This is a genomic window from Acinetobacter sp. 1207_04 (genome assembly GCF_052850415.1).
The window spans coordinates 76037-96771 of sequence record NZ_VXCQ01000010.1; the positions used below are offsets into that span (position 1 = coordinate 76037).

The 20735-nt window shown below is 35.9% G+C and carries 17 protein-coding genes; 11 read left to right on the plus strand and 6 right to left on the minus strand.

The window, feature by feature from the left end; translation table 11 throughout:
• Positions 1 to 24 precede the first annotated feature (24 nt).
• The 4 genes from aceR to FW754_RS10685 all read left to right on the plus strand — a co-directional run bounded on the left by aceR (position 25) and on the right by FW754_RS10685 (position 4222).
• On the plus strand, positions 25 to 915 hold the full coding sequence (gene aceR / locus FW754_RS10670) for an HTH-type transcriptional regulator AceR (RefSeq protein WP_409511546.1): 891 nt from the start codon (positions 25 to 27) through the stop codon (positions 913 to 915).
• An 89-nt stretch (positions 916 to 1004) separates the two neighbouring features.
• Positions 1005 to 1994, plus strand: coding sequence for a transaldolase (gene tal, locus FW754_RS10675; RefSeq protein WP_446324635.1), 990 nt, complete (start codon positions 1005 to 1007; stop codon positions 1992 to 1994).
• A gap of 156 nt (positions 1995 to 2150) precedes the next feature.
• Positions 2151 to 2810 (plus strand): leucine efflux protein LeuE, encoded by a 660-nt coding sequence (gene leuE, locus FW754_RS10680; RefSeq protein ID WP_446324636.1) that lies wholly within the window; start codon positions 2151 to 2153, stop codon positions 2808 to 2810.
• A gap of 239 nt (positions 2811 to 3049) precedes the next feature.
• On the plus strand, positions 3050 to 4222 hold the full coding sequence (locus FW754_RS10685; protein ID WP_446324637.1) for a benzoate/H(+) symporter BenE family transporter: 1173 nt from the start codon (positions 3050 to 3052) through the stop codon (positions 4220 to 4222).
• Between the two features lie 662 nt (positions 4223 to 4884).
• Here FW754_RS10685 and map read toward each other — a convergent pair.
• On the minus strand, positions 4885 to 5679 hold the full coding sequence (map, locus tag FW754_RS10690; protein WP_409511550.1) for a type I methionyl aminopeptidase: 795 nt from the start codon (positions 5677 to 5679) through the stop codon (positions 4885 to 4887).
• Between the two features lie 320 nt (positions 5680 to 5999).
• Here map and brnQ point away from each other — a divergent pair, with 320 nt between their 5' ends.
• Positions 6000 to 7292 (plus strand): branched-chain amino acid transport system II carrier protein, encoded by a 1293-nt coding sequence (gene brnQ, locus FW754_RS10695; protein ID WP_409511551.1) that lies wholly within the window; start codon positions 6000 to 6002, stop codon positions 7290 to 7292.
• 423 nt (positions 7293 to 7715) lie between these two features.
• Positions 7716 to 7958 carry a hypothetical protein gene (locus FW754_RS10700; protein ID WP_409511552.1) on the plus strand — a complete coding sequence of 81 codons (243 nt, stop codon included), beginning with the start codon at positions 7716 to 7718 and terminating at the stop codon, positions 7956 to 7958.
• Between the two features lie 108 nt (positions 7959 to 8066).
• Here the strand turns inward: FW754_RS10700 and FW754_RS10705 are convergent, their stop codons facing one another.
• Positions 8067 to 8525: a hypothetical protein gene (locus tag FW754_RS10705; RefSeq protein WP_446324638.1), complete on the minus strand. Its 459-nt coding sequence runs from the start codon at positions 8523 to 8525 to the stop codon at positions 8067 to 8069.
• Positions 8526 to 8669: 144 nt separating this feature from the next.
• Between FW754_RS10705 and FW754_RS10710 the strand changes: the two genes are divergently transcribed.
• The gene (locus FW754_RS10710) at positions 8670 to 9527 is read left to right on the plus strand and encodes an alpha/beta hydrolase family protein (protein ID WP_409511601.1); all 858 of its coding nucleotides are present in this window, start codon (positions 8670 to 8672) and stop codon (positions 9525 to 9527) included.
• A gap of 132 nt (positions 9528 to 9659) precedes the next feature.
• Here FW754_RS10710 and FW754_RS10715 read toward each other — a convergent pair whose 3' ends face one another.
• On the minus strand, positions 9660 to 11213 hold the full coding sequence (locus FW754_RS10715; protein WP_409511554.1) for a TerC family protein: 1554 nt from the start codon (positions 11211 to 11213) through the stop codon (positions 9660 to 9662).
• Positions 11214 to 11754: 541 nt separating this feature from the next.
• Here FW754_RS10715 and FW754_RS10720 point away from each other — a divergent pair.
• Together FW754_RS10720 and FW754_RS10725 are read left to right on the plus strand one after the other, a co-directional pair.
• Positions 11755 to 12072 carry a hypothetical protein gene (locus FW754_RS10720; RefSeq protein WP_446324639.1) on the plus strand — a complete coding sequence of 106 codons (318 nt, stop codon included), beginning with the start codon at positions 11755 to 11757 and terminating at the stop codon, positions 12070 to 12072.
• A gap of 144 nt (positions 12073 to 12216) precedes the next feature.
• Positions 12217 to 12681, plus strand: a complete 465-nt coding sequence (locus FW754_RS10725; RefSeq protein WP_409511556.1) for a MarR family winged helix-turn-helix transcriptional regulator — start codon at positions 12217 to 12219, stop codon at positions 12679 to 12681.
• Positions 12682 to 12819: 138 nt separating this feature from the next.
• Here the strand turns inward: FW754_RS10725 and FW754_RS10730 are convergent, their stop codons facing one another.
• The 3 genes from FW754_RS10730 to FW754_RS10740 all read right to left on the minus strand — a co-directional run bounded on the left by FW754_RS10730 (position 12820) and on the right by FW754_RS10740 (position 17642).
• Complete coding sequence (locus FW754_RS10730) at positions 12820 to 14982, minus strand: malate synthase G (protein WP_446324640.1); 2163 nt, start codon at positions 14980 to 14982, stop codon at positions 12820 to 12822.
• A gap of 385 nt (positions 14983 to 15367) precedes the next feature.
• Positions 15368 to 16522 (minus strand): cell division protein ZapE, encoded by a 1155-nt coding sequence (zapE, locus tag FW754_RS10735; protein ID WP_409511558.1) that lies wholly within the window; start codon positions 16520 to 16522, stop codon positions 15368 to 15370.
• 79 nt (positions 16523 to 16601) lie between these two features.
• Positions 16602 to 17642 (minus strand): AraC family transcriptional regulator ligand-binding domain-containing protein, encoded by a 1041-nt coding sequence (locus FW754_RS10740; protein ID WP_446324641.1) that lies wholly within the window; start codon positions 17640 to 17642, stop codon positions 16602 to 16604.
• Between the two features lie 228 nt (positions 17643 to 17870).
• Between FW754_RS10740 and FW754_RS10745 the strand changes: the two genes are divergently transcribed.
• Both FW754_RS10745 and FW754_RS10750 read left to right on the plus strand, forming a co-directional pair.
• Positions 17871 to 19394, plus strand: a complete 1524-nt coding sequence (locus FW754_RS10745; protein ID WP_446324642.1) for a flavin-containing monooxygenase — start codon at positions 17871 to 17873, stop codon at positions 19392 to 19394.
• Positions 19395 to 19436: 42 nt separating this feature from the next.
• Positions 19437 to 20345 (plus strand): lysine exporter LysO family protein, encoded by a 909-nt coding sequence (locus FW754_RS10750; RefSeq protein ID WP_446324643.1) that lies wholly within the window; start codon positions 19437 to 19439, stop codon positions 20343 to 20345.
• Positions 20346 to 20735 lie beyond the last annotated feature (390 nt).

Below are 20735 nucleotides of genomic sequence, written 5' to 3' on the forward strand. Positions count from 1 at the left end.
TAATATTTTTACTACTTACGACCAATGAACATCAACCAAGAACAATTAATCATTTTCAAAACGGTAATGGAAACAGGTTCATTCTCTGCAGCGGCACGTAAGCTCGGTAAAGTTCCCTCTGCCGTAAGTATGTCAATTGCGAATATGGAAATTGATCTCGATTTAAAATTATTTAGCCGTGAAGGTCGTGAGCCACTGCCTACAGCACAAGCACAAACTTTGTTTGAACGTACCGAACAGCTACTCACAGAAATGAATCAATGGAAACAACATGCCTATGCGCTAAGTGTTGGGCTTGAATCGGCATTAAATATTGTGGTGGTATCTGAGTTACTACATACTGATTGGACAAGTTATATTGCACTGCTTGAACAACAATTTCCCGAATTACAGATCAATATTTTTTCTGCACCGCAAGAAGATGCTATTAAAATGCTGATGAATAAATCAGCTCAACTTGCGCTAATGTTTGAGCGAGAGCAACTTGAAACAAGTGAGCAATTTGTTGAATTAAAACGTGAAGCTCTGGTTCCTGTCGCATCAATACAACATCCTCTTGCCCAATTGGAATATATTGCATTTGAAAAAATTCTGAAAAATCGTCAAATTGTGGTGGCAAGCCGTGACCGCACGATTAAACCAGAACTACTCTACTCACAAAAATATTGGCGCACTGACAATCATCATTCAGCTTGCGTGATGATTTGCCAAGGTCTCGGCTGGGGTGTTCTCCCTCTGGAAATGCTGAATGAAAACCCACTGTTACAGCAACAATTAAAAATTTTAAACTTTTCCGATTTCACACCGAAATTTGAATATTATGTCGATTTGGTTTGGAGTCGTGAAAGTGAACTCGGGGCTGCTGCTCGTTTTTTGATTGATTACATCCGAAATCAAAGAATTCAAGCAAATTAAAAGCCGTTTCAAGACTTTTTTTACTTTTGCTCAAAGCACAATGTGCTATAAATAAATACACAAGTATTTTAACCAAGAATTAAATCGTAATGACACAGTCCTCTTTAGCACAATTAAAAGCACTTACAACTATTGTTGCCGACACAGGTGATTTAGCTGCAATTGAACAATTTCGTCCATTGGATGCTACCACCAATCCATCTCTGATTACGGTTGCAGCCAATCAACCTGAAAACCGTGTACTCATTGAAGATGCATATACTCAAGCCAAAGCAGAAGGTTATCTGCATGATGAACTTATTGAACGCACCATCGATATACTTACGGTTAAACTTGGCGTTGAAATTTTAAAGATTGTTTCAGGGCGTGTTTCAACTGAAGTCGATGCCTCTTTATCATATGATACAGATGCAACGGTTGCCAAAGCACATGAGTTATTAAAACTATATAAAGAATATGGCGTTGAACAAGATCGTATTTTAATTAAAATTGCTTCAACTTGGGAAGGTATTCAAGCAGCCAAAATCTTAGAAGCTGAAGGCATTCATTGTAATTTGACATTACTCTTTGGTTTACACCAAGCCAAAGCCTGTGCAGATGCAGGTGTAACCCTAATTTCACCGTTTGTGGGACGTATTCTAGATTGGTATAAAAAAGCTGAAAATGTTGATCATTACCCTATCGAAAAAGACCCTGGTGTTTTATCAGTTAAACAAATTTATCATTACTACAAACAGCACAGCATTAAAACAGAAGTGATGGGTGCAAGCTTCCGCAGTGTCGATCAAGTCCTTGGACTTGCAGGTTGTGACTTATTAACCGTTGCACCGAATCTGTTGGCAGACTTGAACAATGAGCAACGTGTAGTCACAGCACAATTGACTGTTGATCATGTCCACTCAAATCATGAGGCAACACATCAAGCAATTCAAAAAGATGACTTTAAGTCACAACTTGAACATGATTTAATGGCATTTCAACTGCTTCAAGGTGGCATTGATGGTTTTATTCGTGCCCGTGATCAACTAAGTACCTTATTGCGTCAATCTTTTGGTATTGATGCAACAATTCACCACTAAACAACCATGTAAAATATTGATATAAAATTACGTTATAAATACCCTAAAAATGTACGCTTTATGTGTACAAGTTAGCCGAGTTTGTTATGATGCTTCTCGGCTTTTTTATTGAATGAGCCAATAGCTTTCCAATATTTTATCAAAAGGTGAGACATAGTGTTTGGCGTTATAGATTATTGGACCTATATCATTGGAACCATTTTCATTGTTATTTTACCCGGTCCAAATTCATTGTATGTCATGTCCATCGCCTCACGCTTTGGTGTGAAAACTGGCTATATTGGGGCGCTCGGTGTTTTTACAGGCGACCTAATTTTAATTTTATGCACTATTTTAGGTGCAGCATCACTATTGCATGCATTTCCTTGGCTCTTTATTTTACTTAAAGTCGTTGGTGCAAGTTATTTGGCATATTTAGGTATACGCCTTTTAATTGCAGGTTATCAGACATGGTTCAAAAAAGCCGAAAAGATCGTGGCTTCCACGGCAACAAATCAAACTGAACAACAAGACTTTCATCCCTACCGTACAGCGCTGACTATTAGTGTGTTGAATCCAAAAGCCATCTTTTTCTATTTATCGTTTTTCGTACAATTTGTTGATCCAAGCTATCCGTATCCTGCAATGAGTTTTGCAGTACTGTCTGTCAGTTTACAAATCATTAGTATGGGCTATTTGACTCTGCTCATTTTTTCAGGTGTGAAACTCGCAAACTTTTTTAATACCCGTTATAAAATTGCAGCTATTGGTGTTGCCTGTGTCGGAATCCTGTTCTGTGGCTTTGGTCTAAAACTTGCAACCTCGACTATGGTTTAATTTTTTGTTTCTATTTCCACCAATATTCCGATGATAATCAAAAAATATCATCCTGCTCATTTTTATGTATATTTCCAATGATGACTTTTACATATTTTGCGCATATGCGTGATGTTCATCGGTTATGCTTTCGCTCAGTACTATATTTTGGCATCGCTGAAAGTAAGTGAATATCAAGCTTGATTAAATCTAAAAATTGAATATTTGTTAAAATTTAAACATGTAAGCAGAAAGGAATCATGCAAAAAATCATTCAAGACTTCTCCATCCCCGCCGTATTTGCAGGTTTTATTACTTTTCTAATTGGCATTAGTGTTTCTGCAGTATTGGTCATTCAAGCGGCACAAATTTTAGGTGCATCTGCTGAGCAAATTACTTCTTGGTTTTGGGCTTTAGGCTTAGGCATTGGTCTTAGTGGACTCATTCTCTCTTGGAAATTTAAATACCCCGTTGCAACAGCATGGTCGACCGCAGGTCTTGCCCTCATTATGGCTACAGGCAGTGGCTACAGCTTATATGAAGCTATTGGCGCATTTTTAGTCTGTGGATTATTAACAGCTATACTCGGTTTCATGGGTATTTTTGAAAAAGTCCTCTCTTATATTCCGCAAAGCCTCACGAGTGCTATGCTTGCAGGTGTATTGCTCAAATTCGGCATCGCACTTTTTACAAGCATGCAAACCGATTGGGCTTTTATTTTATCTCTCTTAGCCGTTTATATTATCTCGAAACGCTTATGGGCACGTTATTGCATTGTTATTACCGTCATTGCAGGGCTGATACTCTGTCCAATGTTTATGGAATTCCATATGCCTATTGTACATTGGTCATTGGCAAAACCTGTATGGATTAGCCCTGAATTTACATGGTCGGCTATTCTTGGACTTGCTCTACCTTTATTTGTTATCAATATGGCTTCGCAATACCTTCCTGGGATTGCAATGATTAAAAGCTATGGTTATCAACCGCATGTTAAACACCTCATTGGCTGGACAGGTCTGACCCAAGCTTTACTTGCACCTTTTGGTTGTTATAGCGTAAATATTGCTGCCATTAGTGCAGCAGTTAGTCTTGATGATCAAGTCCACCCCGATCCAAGCAAACGATATATTGCAGGTATCAGTTGTGGATTTTTTTATATTATCATGGGCTTATTTGCAGCAACACTAACTAGTTTGTTGATGTCATTCCCTAAATTATTTATTATTGTGCTTGCAGGAATCGCACTTTTTGGCACCATTAGCCACAATATTTCCATTGCCTTTCAAGATGTCGCAGATCGTGAAGCGGCATTGCTGACCTTTTTATTTTGCGCATCAGGTGTACAGTTTTTCGGTATCGGTTCTGCATTTTGGGGACTATTGTTTGGATTCTTGGTTTCATTCATTCTGAAATTTAAAAATAAAACCTAACAAATTCTCAATACGCTTAACAACGGCATATTCATCACATAAATTTTGAATATGAGATAATCAAGATTCAGGTAAATCATCTTTACAATTTTAGTTGAAAATGGTTGCCTGATCTTGTAGTTACGAACATCCAAGCAAGGTTATTGTGCGTGATTAGGCTCAATTGGCAATACATTCTATAAGCTACTACAATAATTACTTAAATTAATATCTACATGGTTCAAAGCACATATGTAAAATAATAAATATAGATTCAAATTTGAACACACAATAGATTGATCTATCTGTTCAGGAGAAAGCTGATTTAAAAAATCTTATCATATTGGACAAATAATCTAATTCATTTTTATTATGTAACTTTATTCATTATGATTTTTATAATAGAAAAATAAAAATATCGCCTAAATTTAGGTCAAAAAAAAGCTTATCCAGTGATGGATAAGCTATAAAACTTGAATACAATAAAAAGAAACTACAGCTAGATTCTTGAGATAATTATATAAAATTTAAACTATATTGCCAATATTTAAAAACTATAAAATGAGATAGATTGGATATTAAAAAGTAAAATAATCCAAAATAATGTGATGCAAATCACATTATAGTAGCTTTGGATTTTAAAAATACAATTACATAGACTAAAGTCTAGTTAAAGTAATAATCTAAATCGCTGGATAAATTCCTGTACCTTCAGGCCAAGGTGATAACAATTCAAAACCATCGTCTGTGACCAAAACCATGTGCTCCCATTGTGCAGACCATGATTTATCTTTGGTAACCACTGTCCAACCATCATTGAGCTCTTTCACAGCCGCCTTGCCCATATTGACCATAGGTTCAATGGTAAAGACCATACCTTTTTTCAAGACCATACCCTGTCCTGCTTGACCATAATGCAAAACATTCGGCTGTTCATGATAAACCTTACCAATACCATGACCACAATATTCACGTACAATGGTATAACCATCTCTCTGTGCAACTTGCTGAATTGCATGACCTACATCACCCAATGTTGCTCCTGGTTTTACCGCATGAATCCCTGCAACCATTGCTTCGTATGTTGTATTAATGAGTTTTTTTGCTTCAGGTTTGACATTCCCAACACAGTACATACGGCTGGTATCACCAAAATAACCATCTTTAATAATCGCAACATCAATATTAATAATATCGCCATCTTGTAAAACAATTTTTGCCGATGGTATACCGTGACACACGACCTCATTTGGCGAAATACAAGTCGTTTTGGTATAACCGTAATAACCAATATTGGCAGGTATGACTTTCAATTCATTGACAATAAAGTCATGGCACAAGTCGTCTAAATATTCTGTCGTCACACCAGGTTTGACATAAGCTCCGATCATTTCTAGTACCTGAGCAGCAAGACGCCCCGATATACGAAGTTTTTCAATATCCTGTTCAGTTTTAATAGTGACTGCAGAAGCTTTCATGACTTAACCCTCTTTTGAGAAACATAAGTATACGCTTTCCTATCCAATAGGGCGAACCGAATATATAAAGTACATATTAAATGGGAAATAGTATGTATTAGTCTAATTTGTCCAAACAAAGTACATACAAAAATAAATTCGCATATTCAATAATCACTCATTTTCAACTTCAAATATCATATTTTTAGCTTAGATATCATTTGTTTATTTAGAATTTAATGGAATAATACATAACTAAATTATATGTGATTGATAAAATAAAATACAAAAGTAGTTGTATTTACTCTAAAATTATTTCCTTTTGCAATATCTTTCCTTTTATGACTAGTCTCCGCACACGGGATATTATTGCATTAGGGTTCATGACCTTCGCCTTATTTATTGGGGCAGGCAATATTATCTTTCCACCGATTGTTGCTCAGCAAGCCGGTGAACATGTTTGGTTAGCTGCTTTTGGTTTCTTAATCACAGCCGTTGGCTTACCCGTTTTAACGATTATGGCGCTGTCTAAAACAGAAGGTTCCATCGCTATTCTAAGTTCTCCGCTTGGAAAAGTGGCAAGTCTACTCTTGACTGTAGTTTGCTATCTTTCTGTTGGGCCATTATTTGCAACACCACGAACAGCCACTGTTTCTTATGAGATTGGTTTTTCTTCGTATTTTGGTGATTCAGCAAGCAGCTTATTCATTTATAGTGTTATTTATTTTGCGATTGTCACAGTCGTATCGCTATATCCAAATAAATTACTCGATACTGTTGGACATTTTCTTGCACCGCTTAAAATTATCTCCCTTGCGATTTTAGGTATTGCTGCATTTATTATTCCAGCAGGATTAGTCCCACCAGCAATTAACAACTATGTTACAAGCCCGGTATCTGAAGGTTTCGTCAATGGTTATTTAACCATGGATACTTTAGGTGCATTGGTTTTCGGTATTGTGATTATTCATGCCATCCATTCACGTGGCGTTACTGATCCTAAACTCGTGACTAAATATGCCATTATTGCAAGTTTAATTTCAGGTGTAGGCCTAACCCTTGTTTACTTAAGTTTATTTAAACTTGGGCTTGGAAGCCATGAAGCCGCACCAAATGCCGCTAATGGTGCCATAATTTTACATGCTTATGTACAGCATGCTTTTGGTGATATGGGATCAATCTTCCTCACCATTCTCATTGCTCTTGCCTGTATGGTCACTGCAATTGGCTTAACCTGTGCTTGTGCTGAATACTTTTCGGAACTTACTAAAATTCCCTATAAAATTTTAGTTTTCATTCTCGTATTATTCTCATTAATTATTTCAAATCTTGGTTTGACTAAATTAATTGCGGTATCTGTACCTGTACTTAGTGCAATTTACCCGCCAGCAATTGTGGTTATTATTTTAAGTTTCTTTTGGAAATTCTGGAAAAAACCATCACACGTTGTTGCACCTGTAACAGCTATTGCATTTGCATTTGGAATTATTGAAGGCATTAAAGTCACTGCTTTTGCAGATATTTTACCCGATGCTTTACAACATCTACCACTTAATGCACAAAATCTCGCATGGTTATTACCTTCAATTGCTGTATTGATCGTTTGTATTGTGATTGACAAAATTCGAAATTAAGACATTTCTTATTTTTATGCCGTAAAGTTAAATCTTACCCCGATTTAATTTGATTTGTGACCAATACTTGCCATTTTACCCAAATGTGCAACTATTGCTTACACTCGGTGCAAGTGCTACGATCCAAATATCAGATGAAAATACCCCCGAATATCGAGATCAACCCATTTAGGATTGATGCTTTGGTATTTCTCTTTTTCAGTGATTTTGTTTTAACTTAACTTATTGTGTAATTTTCAATCAAAATAATACTAATTTAGTAAATAAATAAGCTATTCCATTTTTGTCATAAATATGTCACAATTAATTCACATAATAGTAGTATTTTCTCTTGAAATATTCCCATATTGTGGTAAAACTAGAATACAAATCAGACTAAAACACATGGTTTTTTAGTCAAACATAACAATAGGAGGTATGGAGATGTTATCAATACATTTCAACAAGCAATTCTTCATTAATTCTTTAAAGACCAATAGCAAATTGGTCATTTATATAAGTACGACGCTTGCCATTTTTTTAATGATTCTTATGCATGGTTTAATTCAAGGCAATTTACAACCTGAATTCTTTGGTTATGCACTTATTGTAACTGCTGTCTTTTATATTTGGGACATCATTGACCACAGCCAGCGTAAACAACGTCGCATCAGTCCTTCTGATTAAAAAAGGGATGACTTTGTCATCCCTTTTTTGTAGCACAAATTGAATAATAAAAATTCAAATACTTTTTTCATCTATTTAATTTTCAATCTTTTTTTCTTAGCTTTACATTTAAATCAAAGCCAATGTTGCACCCCACAATAAACCACCTGTTGCAACAATCTCTCCAATGACCAATAACAACATCGCACAGCGCATCAACCATACAGGTAAACTTAATTTTCCTAATTTATGCGGTTGACGAAATTGGTTTGTCGTATCTTGTAAAAAGCCATGCACAATATAGCTTAAGATTGAAAAGCTAAAAAACAGGACATTAATCAATACAAAAGCAAGATTAAGTTCTGCCGACCATACTGAAAAATAAGCTAAAACCGCTAAAATTAATTTCGCAGGTGCATACAGCAGACTACTTCTATGTGCAATATCGACATAATAATGTGCCTTAGCATGTACAGAACGACTGATCTGCCAATACTTCCAAACTCCTGTGAGCATACCGACCCACAAATATAGACCACTAAAAATAATGGCAATCTTAACGGCAAAGCTCAATTGTTCAACATCCATATCATTTTCCTCTTTATTTTTTATGCCCCATCTTAACAAGCTCTGCAAATATTTTATGACTTTTCGGTCACACTCAAACCTCAGTTTCTTTTTAGAACTCATGTATGTTTAAGCTATCTTCTCTAGAACAATACGATGATTATTATGAGCAGTTGTGAAAACATGACCATTACTTGTAAAGATGGTTATACCCTAAATGCAAAATTTTACCCATCACAAGGTGACACAACCCAACTGCCTATTCTACTTTGTCCCGCCACAGGTATCACAATGGGTTTTTACCACTCATTCTGCGAGTGGTTAGCAACACAAAATTATCATGTTATGGTGTTCGACTTTCGTGGCATTGGACAATCTTTATATACGGAATTAAAAAAGAGTGACGCGAGCATTCAAGATTGGGGAATTTTAGATATTCCGGCTGCCATTGATAGCTTACTGAACAAGACACAACAACAAAAAGTTATTTTGATTGGACACAGTGCAGGTGGACAGTTACTCGGAATTACACCTAATTTTCAGAAAGTTGCTCGATTAATTGCAATTGCAGGTTCAACAGGTCATGTTAAAGGACTCAAAGGGCGTACCAAAAAAATGGCGCCTGTGATGTTTAATGTTGTGTTCCCCGTATCGATTGCGCTGAAAGGTTATGGCGCAACTCAAATGCTAGGCATGGGCGAAAATTTACCAAAGAATGTTGCACGCCAATGGGCACAGTTCTGTAGTAAGCCTGGTTATGTAATCAATGCTATTGGTAAAACCATTTTTAATGATTATCATCAGCAAATTCAATGCCCTATCACAGCTATTTATGCTTCGGATGATGAAATTGCTACCGAAGCTAATGTCAATGATTTACTGCGTTTATATCCAAATGCGAAAACAAATAAAATTGAACTTCAACCGACTCAGTATGATCAAAAAGCCATTGGTCATATGTTGATGTTTAAAAAATCACATCACCATATTTGGGCTGTTATTGCCGAACAAATTGCAGCCTAAGTTTTCTATATATTTCTTTAAATCGACTTTAAAATAGTCTTCTACATATTTCTAAATAAAAAAAATGCCTCAAATTTTGAGGCATTTTTAATATCAATTTTAAAATCAAATTATTTCAATGAGTTAAATACCTTAACCTCTAGATTCAGGCTTAGTGATTTTTACCCATTTAATACGATTTTCGTCCATTTCCAGAACTTCAAACCAAATACCATCGTGTTCAATCTGTGTGCCTTGTTTTACTTCACCTTGAGTTTTATCCAAGATTAGACCTGCAACACTAAAGTATCCTGAATCTTCATGTACCAGATCTAAATCGAGCATACCCATTTCAAGCTCAAGCTGATACAGATCAAGCATTCCCGATGCTTTCCATGTATTTTCATCAATTTTCGTGAGTTCAAGCTGCTCATCGGCATCAGGAAATTCACCTGCAATTGCTTCAAAAACATCGAGCGGTGAAATCAAACCTTGGATATTACCAAATTCATTACTAACTAGAACTAGTGAACCTTTTGAACTACGCAATGTATTAATCGCATCAATCACTTTCATTTTTTCAAAAATGAAAATCGGACGACTGCGTTTTAACAGTTTTTGCAATTGCTCTTCGTCATCCAAAGCATCAATCAATTCTTTAGCACGCGCAATAGTCACAACTTTATCTAATTGACCACGACATACAGGAAATAGACTGTGCGGAACGGCTAGAATTTGCTCACGAATTTTTTCATGATCATCATCAAGATTAATCCATGAAATTTGCAGACGAGGTGTCATAATTGAAGCTACGCTTCGTTCAGCAAGTGTTAAAACACCACCAACCATATAGCGCTCTTCATCACCAAAGGCTTTTTGTGCAGCCAATGATTCACCTGTTTGCAACATCAAATCATCATCTAGCTTACTTCCCATCAATTTCAAGATGGAGTCTGCAGTACGGTGACGCAGTGGAATTTTAGACTGATGCTTTTCTACATTTCGGCTTGTAAATTGGTTAAATGCTTCAATCACAATCGCAACCCCAATACCTGAGTAGATATACCCTTTCGGAATATGGAAGCCAAAGCCTTCAGCGATTAAACTAATACCAATCAATAATAAGAAACTTAAACATAGAATAATGACGGTCGGATGACGATTTACAAAGTTGGTTAATGGTTTCGATGCAACTAACATAACAACCATTGCGACAATCATCGCAACCATCATTACATAGATATTGTCGACCATACCAATTGCAGTAATCACTGAATCTAAAGAAAAAACAGCATCAAGCACGACAATTTGAGCAACAACTGCGGCAAAGCCTGCATAGACAACATTATTTGTTGTTACCTGAACTTCAATTTTACCTTCCATTCGCTCATGCAATTCACTGACTGCTTTATAGAGTAAGAATAAACCACCAAATAGAAGAATTAAATCACGCCCAGAGAAGGTCAAGTTAAAGACCGTAATTAACGGCTTTGTAAGCGTAACAAGCCAAGAAATGGCAAATAATAAGCCCAAACGCATAATTAATGCGAGGCTGAGACCCAAAATACGTGCTTTATCACGTTGTTCTGGAGGAAGTTTATCTGCCAAAATGGCAATAAAAACAAGATTATCAATACCAAGTACAATCTCTAACACAATCAGCGTTAACAGACCAACCCAAATACCGGGATCCATTAAAAATTCCATTGATTAGAACCCCTGCACTGTATTTTTTTACAGCTAAAACAATTTAACCCACACGGCGATGGATCCATGAAAGATACCTTTTTCAATAAAGTGACTTTTATTATGCATAAATGGATACATTTGTAATTCTTTTTTTTTGAAATGTTACATTCTGAAATAATAATATTTTAACCTAGACCCAATCTGAGCTTTACACGCCATCTTCATGTTGTTTTTAAATGAAATATCACTGTACAAATCGATAATATTTACACATCTGATCATTCATCCATTTTTTAAATCTTTTTTCATTTTGATTAATACATAAATGACTTTTTTATTTATATAAAAATATCCTATAAATATTTTTGATATTTCATTTATGTATATGACTTTTTAGACATCATTTTTTGACCATTGACCAAATATTAAAGTGCTTAAATTCCTGTAAAATAAAAAATAGTCCTCTTAATGATGATTAGAAATATTTTCTCAACTCACTTAAAGTTTTTAATTTATTTTTAACTTTAAATTAATCATAAACCTAATGGAATTTTCAGCCATGACAATTGCTCATGCCTTAATGTTCAAACGCATATCAAAGGACATTACACATACATGTTATGAAGGCACCTATCTCAATCATGATGAGGTTTTAGAACAACATCAGATCAACATTAGGGTAATGCACAAGGATCAACAACAAGAACTTACGTATCAGGTTATTCTTGAAAATACACAACCGACAGCACAACTGACGCAAGTGAATATTATAAATTCTCAAATACTTACAGAAGCAACACGATTTGCGCAAAGTATTATCGCATTCCATCAAAATCATGACAGTTATGCCCTGTCATTACTGAATGAACATGTGTAATTTAATGCCTAGGAGAAATCTTTATAGTGGATTTCTCCTGTTTTTTCAGATAAATGACTGAACAATTATTGATACATCTATCTAATTTCAAATAATATAAGTAATATAGCGATCAGACGATAATTAAAAAAATGGGATTTAAGAATGTCTAAGAAGTACTCGAAATTTTTACCTACATCAGACGAATTTAATTTGGAAGAATTTCCATTTTATTGGGTAACGCAAGTGCATGCACAATACGTTTTAAATGTAGATCATGCTTTGAAAAAATATGGCGTTGATAACTCTCGCCGTCGCTTGCTACTTGCTCTCAATGCAAAGCCACATGCGAGTGTTTCCGATCTTTCAGATATGATTGTGTCTAAAATGTCGACCACTACAAAAATCGTGTATCGTTTGAAAGATGAAGGTTTTGTTGACACCTATTCATGCACCGAAGATGCACGTATTACTCGTGTACATTTGACAGATTCAGGCAAAAAAATGACTGAGAAAATCAATGATCTCATGAGTGTTGTACTTGAACAATCATTTGAAGGCTTAACACCATTACAAATTGAAAAAATGATGGAATCGTTAAAACATATTTTTAAAAATCTTGCACATTAAAACAAGCATATAAATGTTTGACCAAAACTGCTTTAAATCAACCAGGATTAAAAGCAGTTTTTTATTTCCTTTAATGTAAACGAAATAAAAAAACCTCCGAAGAGGTTTTTTTATTTATTAAAGATACAACAACTCAAATTAGTCGCCTGTATACCCTTTTAACTTTAAACGGTAAGCATGTAACAATGGCTCTGTATAACCTGATGGCTGCTCTGCACCTTTGAATACTAAATCATAAGCTGCATCATAAGCATAACAATTAAATGCTGGACCCATTGGTGTATATAAAGGATCATCCGCATTTTGACCATCAACAATAGTCGCCATACGTTGCATTACTTCTTCTACTTGTTCTTTGGTTACAATACCGTGACGCAACCAGTTTGCAACATGCTGAGAAGAAATACGTAATGTTGCACGATCTTCCATTAAACCAACATTATTGATATCTGGAACTTTAGAACAACCTACACCTAAATCTACCCAACGAACAACATAACCTAAGATACCTTGAAGATTATTTTCAAGCTCTTTAGTTTTTTCTTCATCAGACCAATTTGTATCGGTCGCCAATGGCGGTGTTAATAAGTCATCTAAAGGTAAAGCTTCTGTTTGTAAAAGCTCTTTTTGGCGCTCAGAAACATTACATTGATGGTAATGAATCGCATGAATCACAGCACCTGATGGTGATGGCACCCAAGCACAGCTTGCGCCCGCTTCAGGATGTTCAATTTTGGTATTATACATATCAAGCAATAAATCTGGTTTTGGCCACATGCCTTTACCAATTTGCGCTTTACCACGTAAACCAGCTTTAAGACCAATCATTACGTTACGGTTTTCGTACGCTGGGAACCAAGTTTGCGCTTTCACTTCGCCTTTACGAACGAATGGACCTGCTTCCATAAAGGTATGAATTTCGTCACCAGTACGATCCATGAAGCCTGTATTAATGAAGATAGTACGGTCTTTTGCTTGCGCGATACAGTTTTTCAAGTTTACAGATGTGCGACGTTCTTCATCCATAATACCGATTTTAAGTGTCTTCGCAGGCAAACCAAGAGCCTGCTCAGAACGCTCAAACAATTCAACAGCAAAAGCAACTTCTTCAGGGCCATGCATTTTCGGTTTAACGATATACATTGAGCCTTTACGAGAGTTATGATTTTCGTTCTGACCTTTAATGTCAGCGAAAGACAATAACGGTGTAATTAACGCATCCATGATTCCTTCGTAGATTTCAACACCATCTACAAGAATCGCAGGATTCGTCATCAAATGACCTACATTACGAAGAAGCATCAATGAACGACCGTGAAGTTTCGTTTCACCGCCAATGAGGTTTTTGTGCATACGATCTTTGTTTAAAGTACGTGTAACTGTTTTACCGTTTTTCACGATAGACTCAGTTAAATCACCTTTCATTAGACCTAACCAGTTACGGTAGCCTTCAACTTTCTCTTCTGCATCTACTGCAGCAATTGAATCTTCTAAATCTTGAATAGTCGTTACAGCAGCTTCAAGAACCAAGTCTTTAACGCCTGCAGCATCAGTTTGACCAATCGGGCTTGTTGCATCCACTTCAATGATAACGTGCAAACCATTGTTCAATAGAACAATTTCAACAGGTGCAGCTTCATCACCATTAAAGCCAACAAATTGTGCTTCTTTTGCAAGTGTTGTTGTAGAGCCATCTTTCAAGCTTACAACTAATTTTTTACTTTCCACCGCATATTTGGTCGCATCTGCATGCGAACCTGCGACAAGTGGGAATGTTTCATTTAAGAAATTTTTAGCAAATGCAATAACTTTTTCGCCACGTACAGGGTTATAACCTTTACCTTTTTCTGCACCACCCTCTTCTGGGATCACGTCAAAACCGTAAAGTGCATCGTAGAGTGATCCCCAACGCGCGTTTGCAGCATTCAAGCAATAACGTGCATTACGCACAGGTACTACAAGTTGCGCACCAGCAAGCAATGAAATTTCTTCATCTACATTTTCTGTGCTGATTTGGAAATCTTCTACTTCAGGTAGTAAGTAGCCAATTTCAATAAGGAAAGCTTTGTAAGCTTGAAGTTCAAATTTATTATTACGGTGCCATTCATCAATTTTAGCCTGAAGATCATCACGCTTCGCAAGTAATGTCTTGTTCTTAGGACTAAGATCGACAACAACCTGTTCAAAGTTTTTCCAGTAGGTATCACTGTTTAAACCTGAACCCGGTAAAGCTTCATTTTCTATGAAATCATAGAGTTCTTTAGCAATCGCTAACTTACCTTTTTGAATACGTACAGTCATTGTCTTTCCTGATATTGCTATTTTTTATAACAAGAGTTTCTAGTATACCGAATTATATTTAGCTGAATAGTACTATAACTTTCCTAAATAGTGATCATTTTAAATAAAGTAAATGTACTCATATATTTAAAAAATGACACTCAGAAAAGCAACATTATCACCAAGCTAAATACTCTTTTACAGTGTATAAAGTTTTTAAAATGTCCATATTAGACTTAAGTGCTGAAATGAATAATTTTCACGCTTTTTTCATTTCATTTTCCACTCAACGCTCAAAGATTAAGCCATGAATGCAACAAAAAGTCGACCTATCTACTGAATTATTCTATTAAATTTTACAATCAAAAAAGCACTCCGAAGAGTGCTATCGTTTTACATCTAAATATTATGATTCAACTTGAAGTTCGCTGTTATCGTTAATCAAACGATGTGCTTCTTGTAAGTATTCATCTGACTGCATTTCCAAGAGTCGAGAACGAGTTCGTTCAATCTCAAAAGCAAGTCGCTCACCTTCATAAATATTAATAATCGAATCTTCCGAAGTAAGTAATAATTTAACACCTCGGTCATAAAACTCATCTACCATATAAATAAAACGGCGTGTCCCTTCTGATAGTAAGTCCGTGAGATGTGGAACATTACTCACCAAAATCGTATTATAAATATTTGCAATTTCAATAAAATCGGATGGGCTACGCGGCTTCATACATAACTCACGGAAATCACACCATAGAATATCTTCTGTATGCCCTAATGTTTCAACCACACGATTATTAATCATAATTGGTTCTTCAGAAACTTTTTGTGATGCAGTTAATGCTGAAAAGCGTTGTGCCATCCACACTTTATTATCATCGCTAAGTGGAGTCTTAAACAATTGTGCCTGTTTTAACACACGTAAGCGATAATCAACACCTGCATCTACATTTAAAACAACGCAGTTTTTCTTCACCAATTCAATGGTTGGAATAAAGCGATCGCGATGGATTCCATCTCGATACAAACCATCTGGTGCAATATTTGATGTCGCAATGAGCGTAATGCCACGATCAAATAATTTCTGGAATAAATCACTTAAAATCATTGCATCTGTGACGTTTGAAACAAAAAATTCATCGAAACAAATGACAACGGCTTCTTTATAAATCTGATCCGCAACCAAATCTAATGGATTACGCTGACCTGAAAGCTTATTTAATTCACGATGAACATACTGCATAAAGTGATGAAAATGCATCCTTGTTTTACGGCGAAATGGAACAGAATCATAAAACTGATCCATCAACCATGTTTTACCACGCCCAACACCACCCCACATATACACACCACGTGGTGCAGTTTGACGGCGAAAACGGCGAAAGGCTTTTTTAGAAGCTTTATAGCGGTTAAGGAGTTCCTGCCAAACTCTCTCCAACTCATGCACTGCCTGTGCCTGTGCATCATCAGGCATAAATTGCCCCGAAGACAATGCCTGAGCATAACGCTCACCAGGTGATAATGGAGTAAATGAGGTGCTGTGTGTCGTGTTCTGATCTAACATATGGCTTAGGTACTTTTTCTGGTCCAAGTGGAGTATATCGGATATTGAACAGCTATAAATAAAACTTTAGACGATCATTTTATTTTTTCAGCTTAGGCTGTTTTGCATACTGCCGTGGGCTGTGTCCAAACCATCGTTTAAATGCATGATTGAATGCAGCGGGTTCAGAATAACCCAATAAGTCTGCAATTACTTCAATCGAATATTCGTTGTATTCCATCAACTTCAGTGCTTTATGTTTAATCAATTGCTCACGAATTTCTTTATAACTTGTGCCCAATTGTTGTAACTGATAACGCAATGTTCGCTCTGCAAGATCCAAAGCATGTGCCGTTTCTGCCATACTTGGAATCACACCTTGCTGTAATTCTAAATAATCCATTACATGCTGAATTAGTAAATGCGGATGTGACACATCATTGTTTAAACGTTCCAATTCAGCAATACATTTATCTTCATATACTCGAAATGTCATCAAATCTGCCGATGGAATTCGCACATTCAATACATCTTGATTCAGCTGAAAAACTGCGCAGTCAGCTGAAAAATGCAAATCATGCCCATAGTAGGCATAATATTCCTCAAGTGTAGTCGTATCTTTTGGTGCAGAAAATGGTAATTCCACACGAATTTCTGGTGCAGATAAACCCATCATCCGATAAATATCGAGAATAAATTTATAGGTTCCCGATATTTCACATTGTGCCCGAAGTAATCCCATATCTGTTTCAAGATCAACAGGTACATAAGTCAAAGCAACCCGCCCACCCTGTGTTTGATTTTTTTCAAGCAAAGCCAATTGACCAAACAAATGTGTCAAACCTTGAAAACGAATACCACTTTTCAAGGCATCTTGAATCGTACCGCAAGTCACCAACAACATGAGTAAAGGACCGTAACCGGCCAGTGCGTAATGCTGTCCAATGAATAATCCAATCTCTGGACGTACATCATGCCCAATTGCTTTCAGAATATCCCACTCTAGGTCGGCATGAATAATGGTACCCATATCAATCGCATCGGCTTGAATACCAATATTTGCTAAACGTGCATCGACATCAATGCCTGCATTACGCATACCTTGAATCAAATACATCAAACCTAGAATGGATCGTTTCATTAAATTTCAAGCAACTCTTGAATCGACGCTGAACTGTATTCCAATTAATGACATTCTATTAGACATAGAATTCATCAAAATAAATTGTTAGCTCATATTTTTACCCGAAAGTAGCCTCATTGCAAATTGCCGAATATATCAATTTTTACGTCTTTACAATCATATTCATTTTTGACCAACCACATTATGCTACGCAATAAGTACAATAAATGTTCAGGATGAAAATTAATGTCACGCCAAACTCAAAACAAAGATCTATCACAAAAAACACGTGTCGCCATTATTGGTGCAGGTTTTGGCGGCATAGCCATGGCAATTCGCTTGCTCCAAGCAGGAATTCAAGATTTTATTATTCTCGAAAAAGCCAATGATGTCGGTGGTACATGGCGTGAAAATCAATATCCAGGTGCAGCATGCGATGTACAATCACATATGTACTCCCTCTCTTATGCAGCAAAAACCAATTGGTCTAAACGCTATGCTGAGGCTCCTGAAATTTTTGACTACATCCAAGATTTAATTGAACAATTTAATCTTAAAAAATATATTCAATTCAATCAAGAAGTCATCTCAACCACCTATAGTGAAACGAATTTTAACTGGGCTATTCAACTTAAAGATGGCTCAAGCATTGAATCACAATTTGTTATTTTTGCATCAGGCCCACTGCATGTTCCACAAATACCAAATATTAAAGGCATCGAAAAATTTAAAGGTGAAGTCTTCCATTCTTCACATTGGAACCATACATATAACTTAAATGATAAAAATGTTGCCTCAATTGGTACTGGTGGTAGTGCGATCCAGTACATTCCTGAAATTGCACCTAAAGTTAAAAATTTGTATGTCTTACAAAGAACTGCTGCTTGGGTCATTCCAAGAGATGAACGCACATATAACGATTTAAATAAAAAACTTTTCGAAAAATTTGAATGGTTCCGCAAACTACATCGTGCACGTTTATATTGGTCAAATGAATCTCGTGTTGTTCCAATTGTTCAACCACAAATGATGAAATACGGTCAGAAACTTGCCGAAATATTTATTAAATATCAGGTTAAAAATAAAAAAATTGCCAAAAAACTCACCCCTGATTACATTATGGGCTGTAAACGTATTTTGATTTCGAATAAATATTTTCCAACATTCAACCGTACCAATGTTGAGCTAGTCACAGAGCAAATTCAGGAAATTACTGAAAATAGCATCATATTCAAAGATGGACAAAAACGTGAAATTGACTGTCTTATTTACGGTACAGGCTTTATTACAGACCCTCGTATCTATTTAAAATCATTTGAATGTTATGGTGAAAATGGTCTTGAACTTAAAGAAGCATGGAAAGATGGTGCAGAAAGTTATTATGGTATCACCACTAAAAATTTTCCAAACTTATTTCAGCTATTGGGACCAAATACTGTACTTGGACATAATTCAGTGATTTTCATGATTGAATCACAAGTGAATTATATTTTACAACTGATTCAAATGGTTGAAAGAACACATATTCAAGCAGTTACGATTAAACCTGAGGTTCAAGATCAATTTAATACATCTATACAACAACAACTCCAAGGTACGGTATGGCAATCAGGCTGTGTCAGTTGGTATCAACAAGATGGCGGTAAAAACTTTTCACTTTGGCCAACCTATACATGGAAATTTTGGCTTAAAACACGTAAAGCCAACCTGAATGATTATCAGCTTTTAGGCAATCAAAAACAGCCCGTAAAAGGCTCACAAGCAGCTTAAATAATGACTATAATAGGCAAATAATTTTATTTGCCTATTTTCATGCAATCACTTTGGCTTATTTTCCAACTTCTTTTTTGTTTATTTCTTGGATTTATTTTTGCACGCCGTGTACCTCAATGGCTCGAAAAAATTGCGTTTAAAATCCTACCTTATTTTACCTATATTTTACTCATTGCAATCGCAATAGAGTTTTCGCAAACAATGCATAGTATTGCGAGCCCCTCACAAATTTTAGGTAATGCTATCAGTATTGCACTTGCAACATCAATTGGTGCTTTTTTATGTTGCTATATTTTATTTAAAGCTATTGGCTATAAGCCAACGCAAGGTAAAGTTTCTGCCGAATTACTAGTCGGCTCGTTACTTAATATTAGCTATGCATTCATTGCTCTTGCCATTGGTTATGGAATAGCAGAGCTTGCCAATCATCATCAATATGCACTACATGTCAGTACATGGAATTTATTGTTAATTTACATGATCTTAATTGGTCTTGATTTAGCCTATTCTCCCCTTGATCGCTCATGGCTCAATTGGAAAATTATGCTCGTGCCTGTAGGCTGTATTATTGGTTCAATTCTAGGTGCTATTGCTGTTTCATTCATGACTAAAGACATTAGCCTCAAAGATTTAATTATGCTTTCTCAAGGTTATGGTTTTTATTCTATGACTGGCATTGTGGTGACAGAGCTCAAAAATGCTCAGCTTGGTAGTATTGCCTTAATCAATGATTTATTTAGAGAAATTTTTGCCATTTTATTTATGTATATAATTGGTTGGCGCTATCCTCGTTCTGCTATTTCATCTGCAGGTGCAACTGCAATGGATGTCACATTACCCATGGTCAAACAAGCTTGTGGGAATGATTTTATTCCTCATGCCATGGTCAGTGGATTTATACTTTCGGTACTTGCTCCAATTGCAGTCAGTGTATTGGCAGCTCTTTAAAAATTTTAAATGTCAAAAGTTATATTTTTTTAGTGACCATACATTCAGCCTAATGCAGAATTTTTATTCCCACGACTGGTCGTGTTACGGTGTTTCTGGTAAAGCTCATATACCATACGTTCAGGTTCATTCAGTCTGGGAATCGTGTTTATAAACTCATTTCTCATAAATAGATTGCACCTAAAGACATTTTATCCTCCTAAAATTTAATATTTACTGAAACGACAAATACCAACTTATAAAGTTACGTTTTACTTAGTTTTAATATTTTTTAGTTTTGTGAAACTTTCAATTTAAACACTTTTTACCACGTAATCACATATAAAGAAAAGTAGCTTTAAATCATTCATACATTAAAATACTACCCTCCAATTGATTAAAAGTTAATTT

What these genes read in the sequence shown, in the direction of transcription:
- aceR (WP_409511546.1), top strand. Translation starts at nt 25, where the DNA reads ATGAACATCAACCAAGAACAATTAATCATTTTCAAAACGGTAATGGAA.
- tal (WP_446324635.1), top strand. Translation starts at nt 1,005, where the DNA reads ATGACACAGTCCTCTTTAGCACAATTAAAAGCACTTACAACTATTGTT.
- FW754_RS10685 (WP_446324637.1), top strand. Translation starts at nt 3,050, where the DNA reads ATGCAAAAAATCATTCAAGACTTCTCCATCCCCGCCGTATTTGCAGGT.
- map (WP_409511550.1), bottom strand. Translation starts at nt 5,679, where the DNA reads ATGAAAGCTTCTGCAGTCACTATTAAAACTGAACAGGATATTGAAAAA.
- brnQ (WP_409511551.1), top strand. Translation starts at nt 6,000, where the DNA reads ATGACTAGTCTCCGCACACGGGATATTATTGCATTAGGGTTCATGACC.
- FW754_RS10700 (WP_409511552.1), top strand. Translation starts at nt 7,716, where the DNA reads ATGTTATCAATACATTTCAACAAGCAATTCTTCATTAATTCTTTAAAG.
- FW754_RS10705 (WP_446324638.1), bottom strand. Translation starts at nt 8,525, where the DNA reads ATGGATGTTGAACAATTGAGCTTTGCCGTTAAGATTGCCATTATTTTT.
- FW754_RS10710 (WP_409511601.1), top strand. Translation starts at nt 8,670, where the DNA reads ATGAGCAGTTGTGAAAACATGACCATTACTTGTAAAGATGGTTATACC.
- FW754_RS10715 (WP_409511554.1), bottom strand. Translation starts at nt 11,213, where the DNA reads ATGGAATTTTTAATGGATCCCGGTATTTGGGTTGGTCTGTTAACGCTG.
- FW754_RS10720 (WP_446324639.1), top strand. Translation starts at nt 11,755, where the DNA reads ATGACAATTGCTCATGCCTTAATGTTCAAACGCATATCAAAGGACATT.
- FW754_RS10725 (WP_409511556.1), top strand. Translation starts at nt 12,217, where the DNA reads ATGTCTAAGAAGTACTCGAAATTTTTACCTACATCAGACGAATTTAAT.
- FW754_RS10730 (WP_446324640.1), bottom strand. Translation starts at nt 14,982, where the DNA reads ATGACTGTACGTATTCAAAAAGGTAAGTTAGCGATTGCTAAAGAACTC.
- zapE (WP_409511558.1), bottom strand. Translation starts at nt 16,522, where the DNA reads ATGTTAGATCAGAACACGACACACAGCACCTCATTTACTCCATTATCA.
- FW754_RS10740 (WP_446324641.1), bottom strand. Translation starts at nt 17,642, where the DNA reads ATGAAACGATCCATTCTAGGTTTGATGTATTTGATTCAAGGTATGCGT.
- FW754_RS10745 (WP_446324642.1), top strand. Translation starts at nt 17,871, where the DNA reads ATGTCACGCCAAACTCAAAACAAAGATCTATCACAAAAAACACGTGTC.
- FW754_RS10750 (WP_446324643.1), top strand. Translation starts at nt 19,437, where the DNA reads ATGCAATCACTTTGGCTTATTTTCCAACTTCTTTTTTGTTTATTTCTT.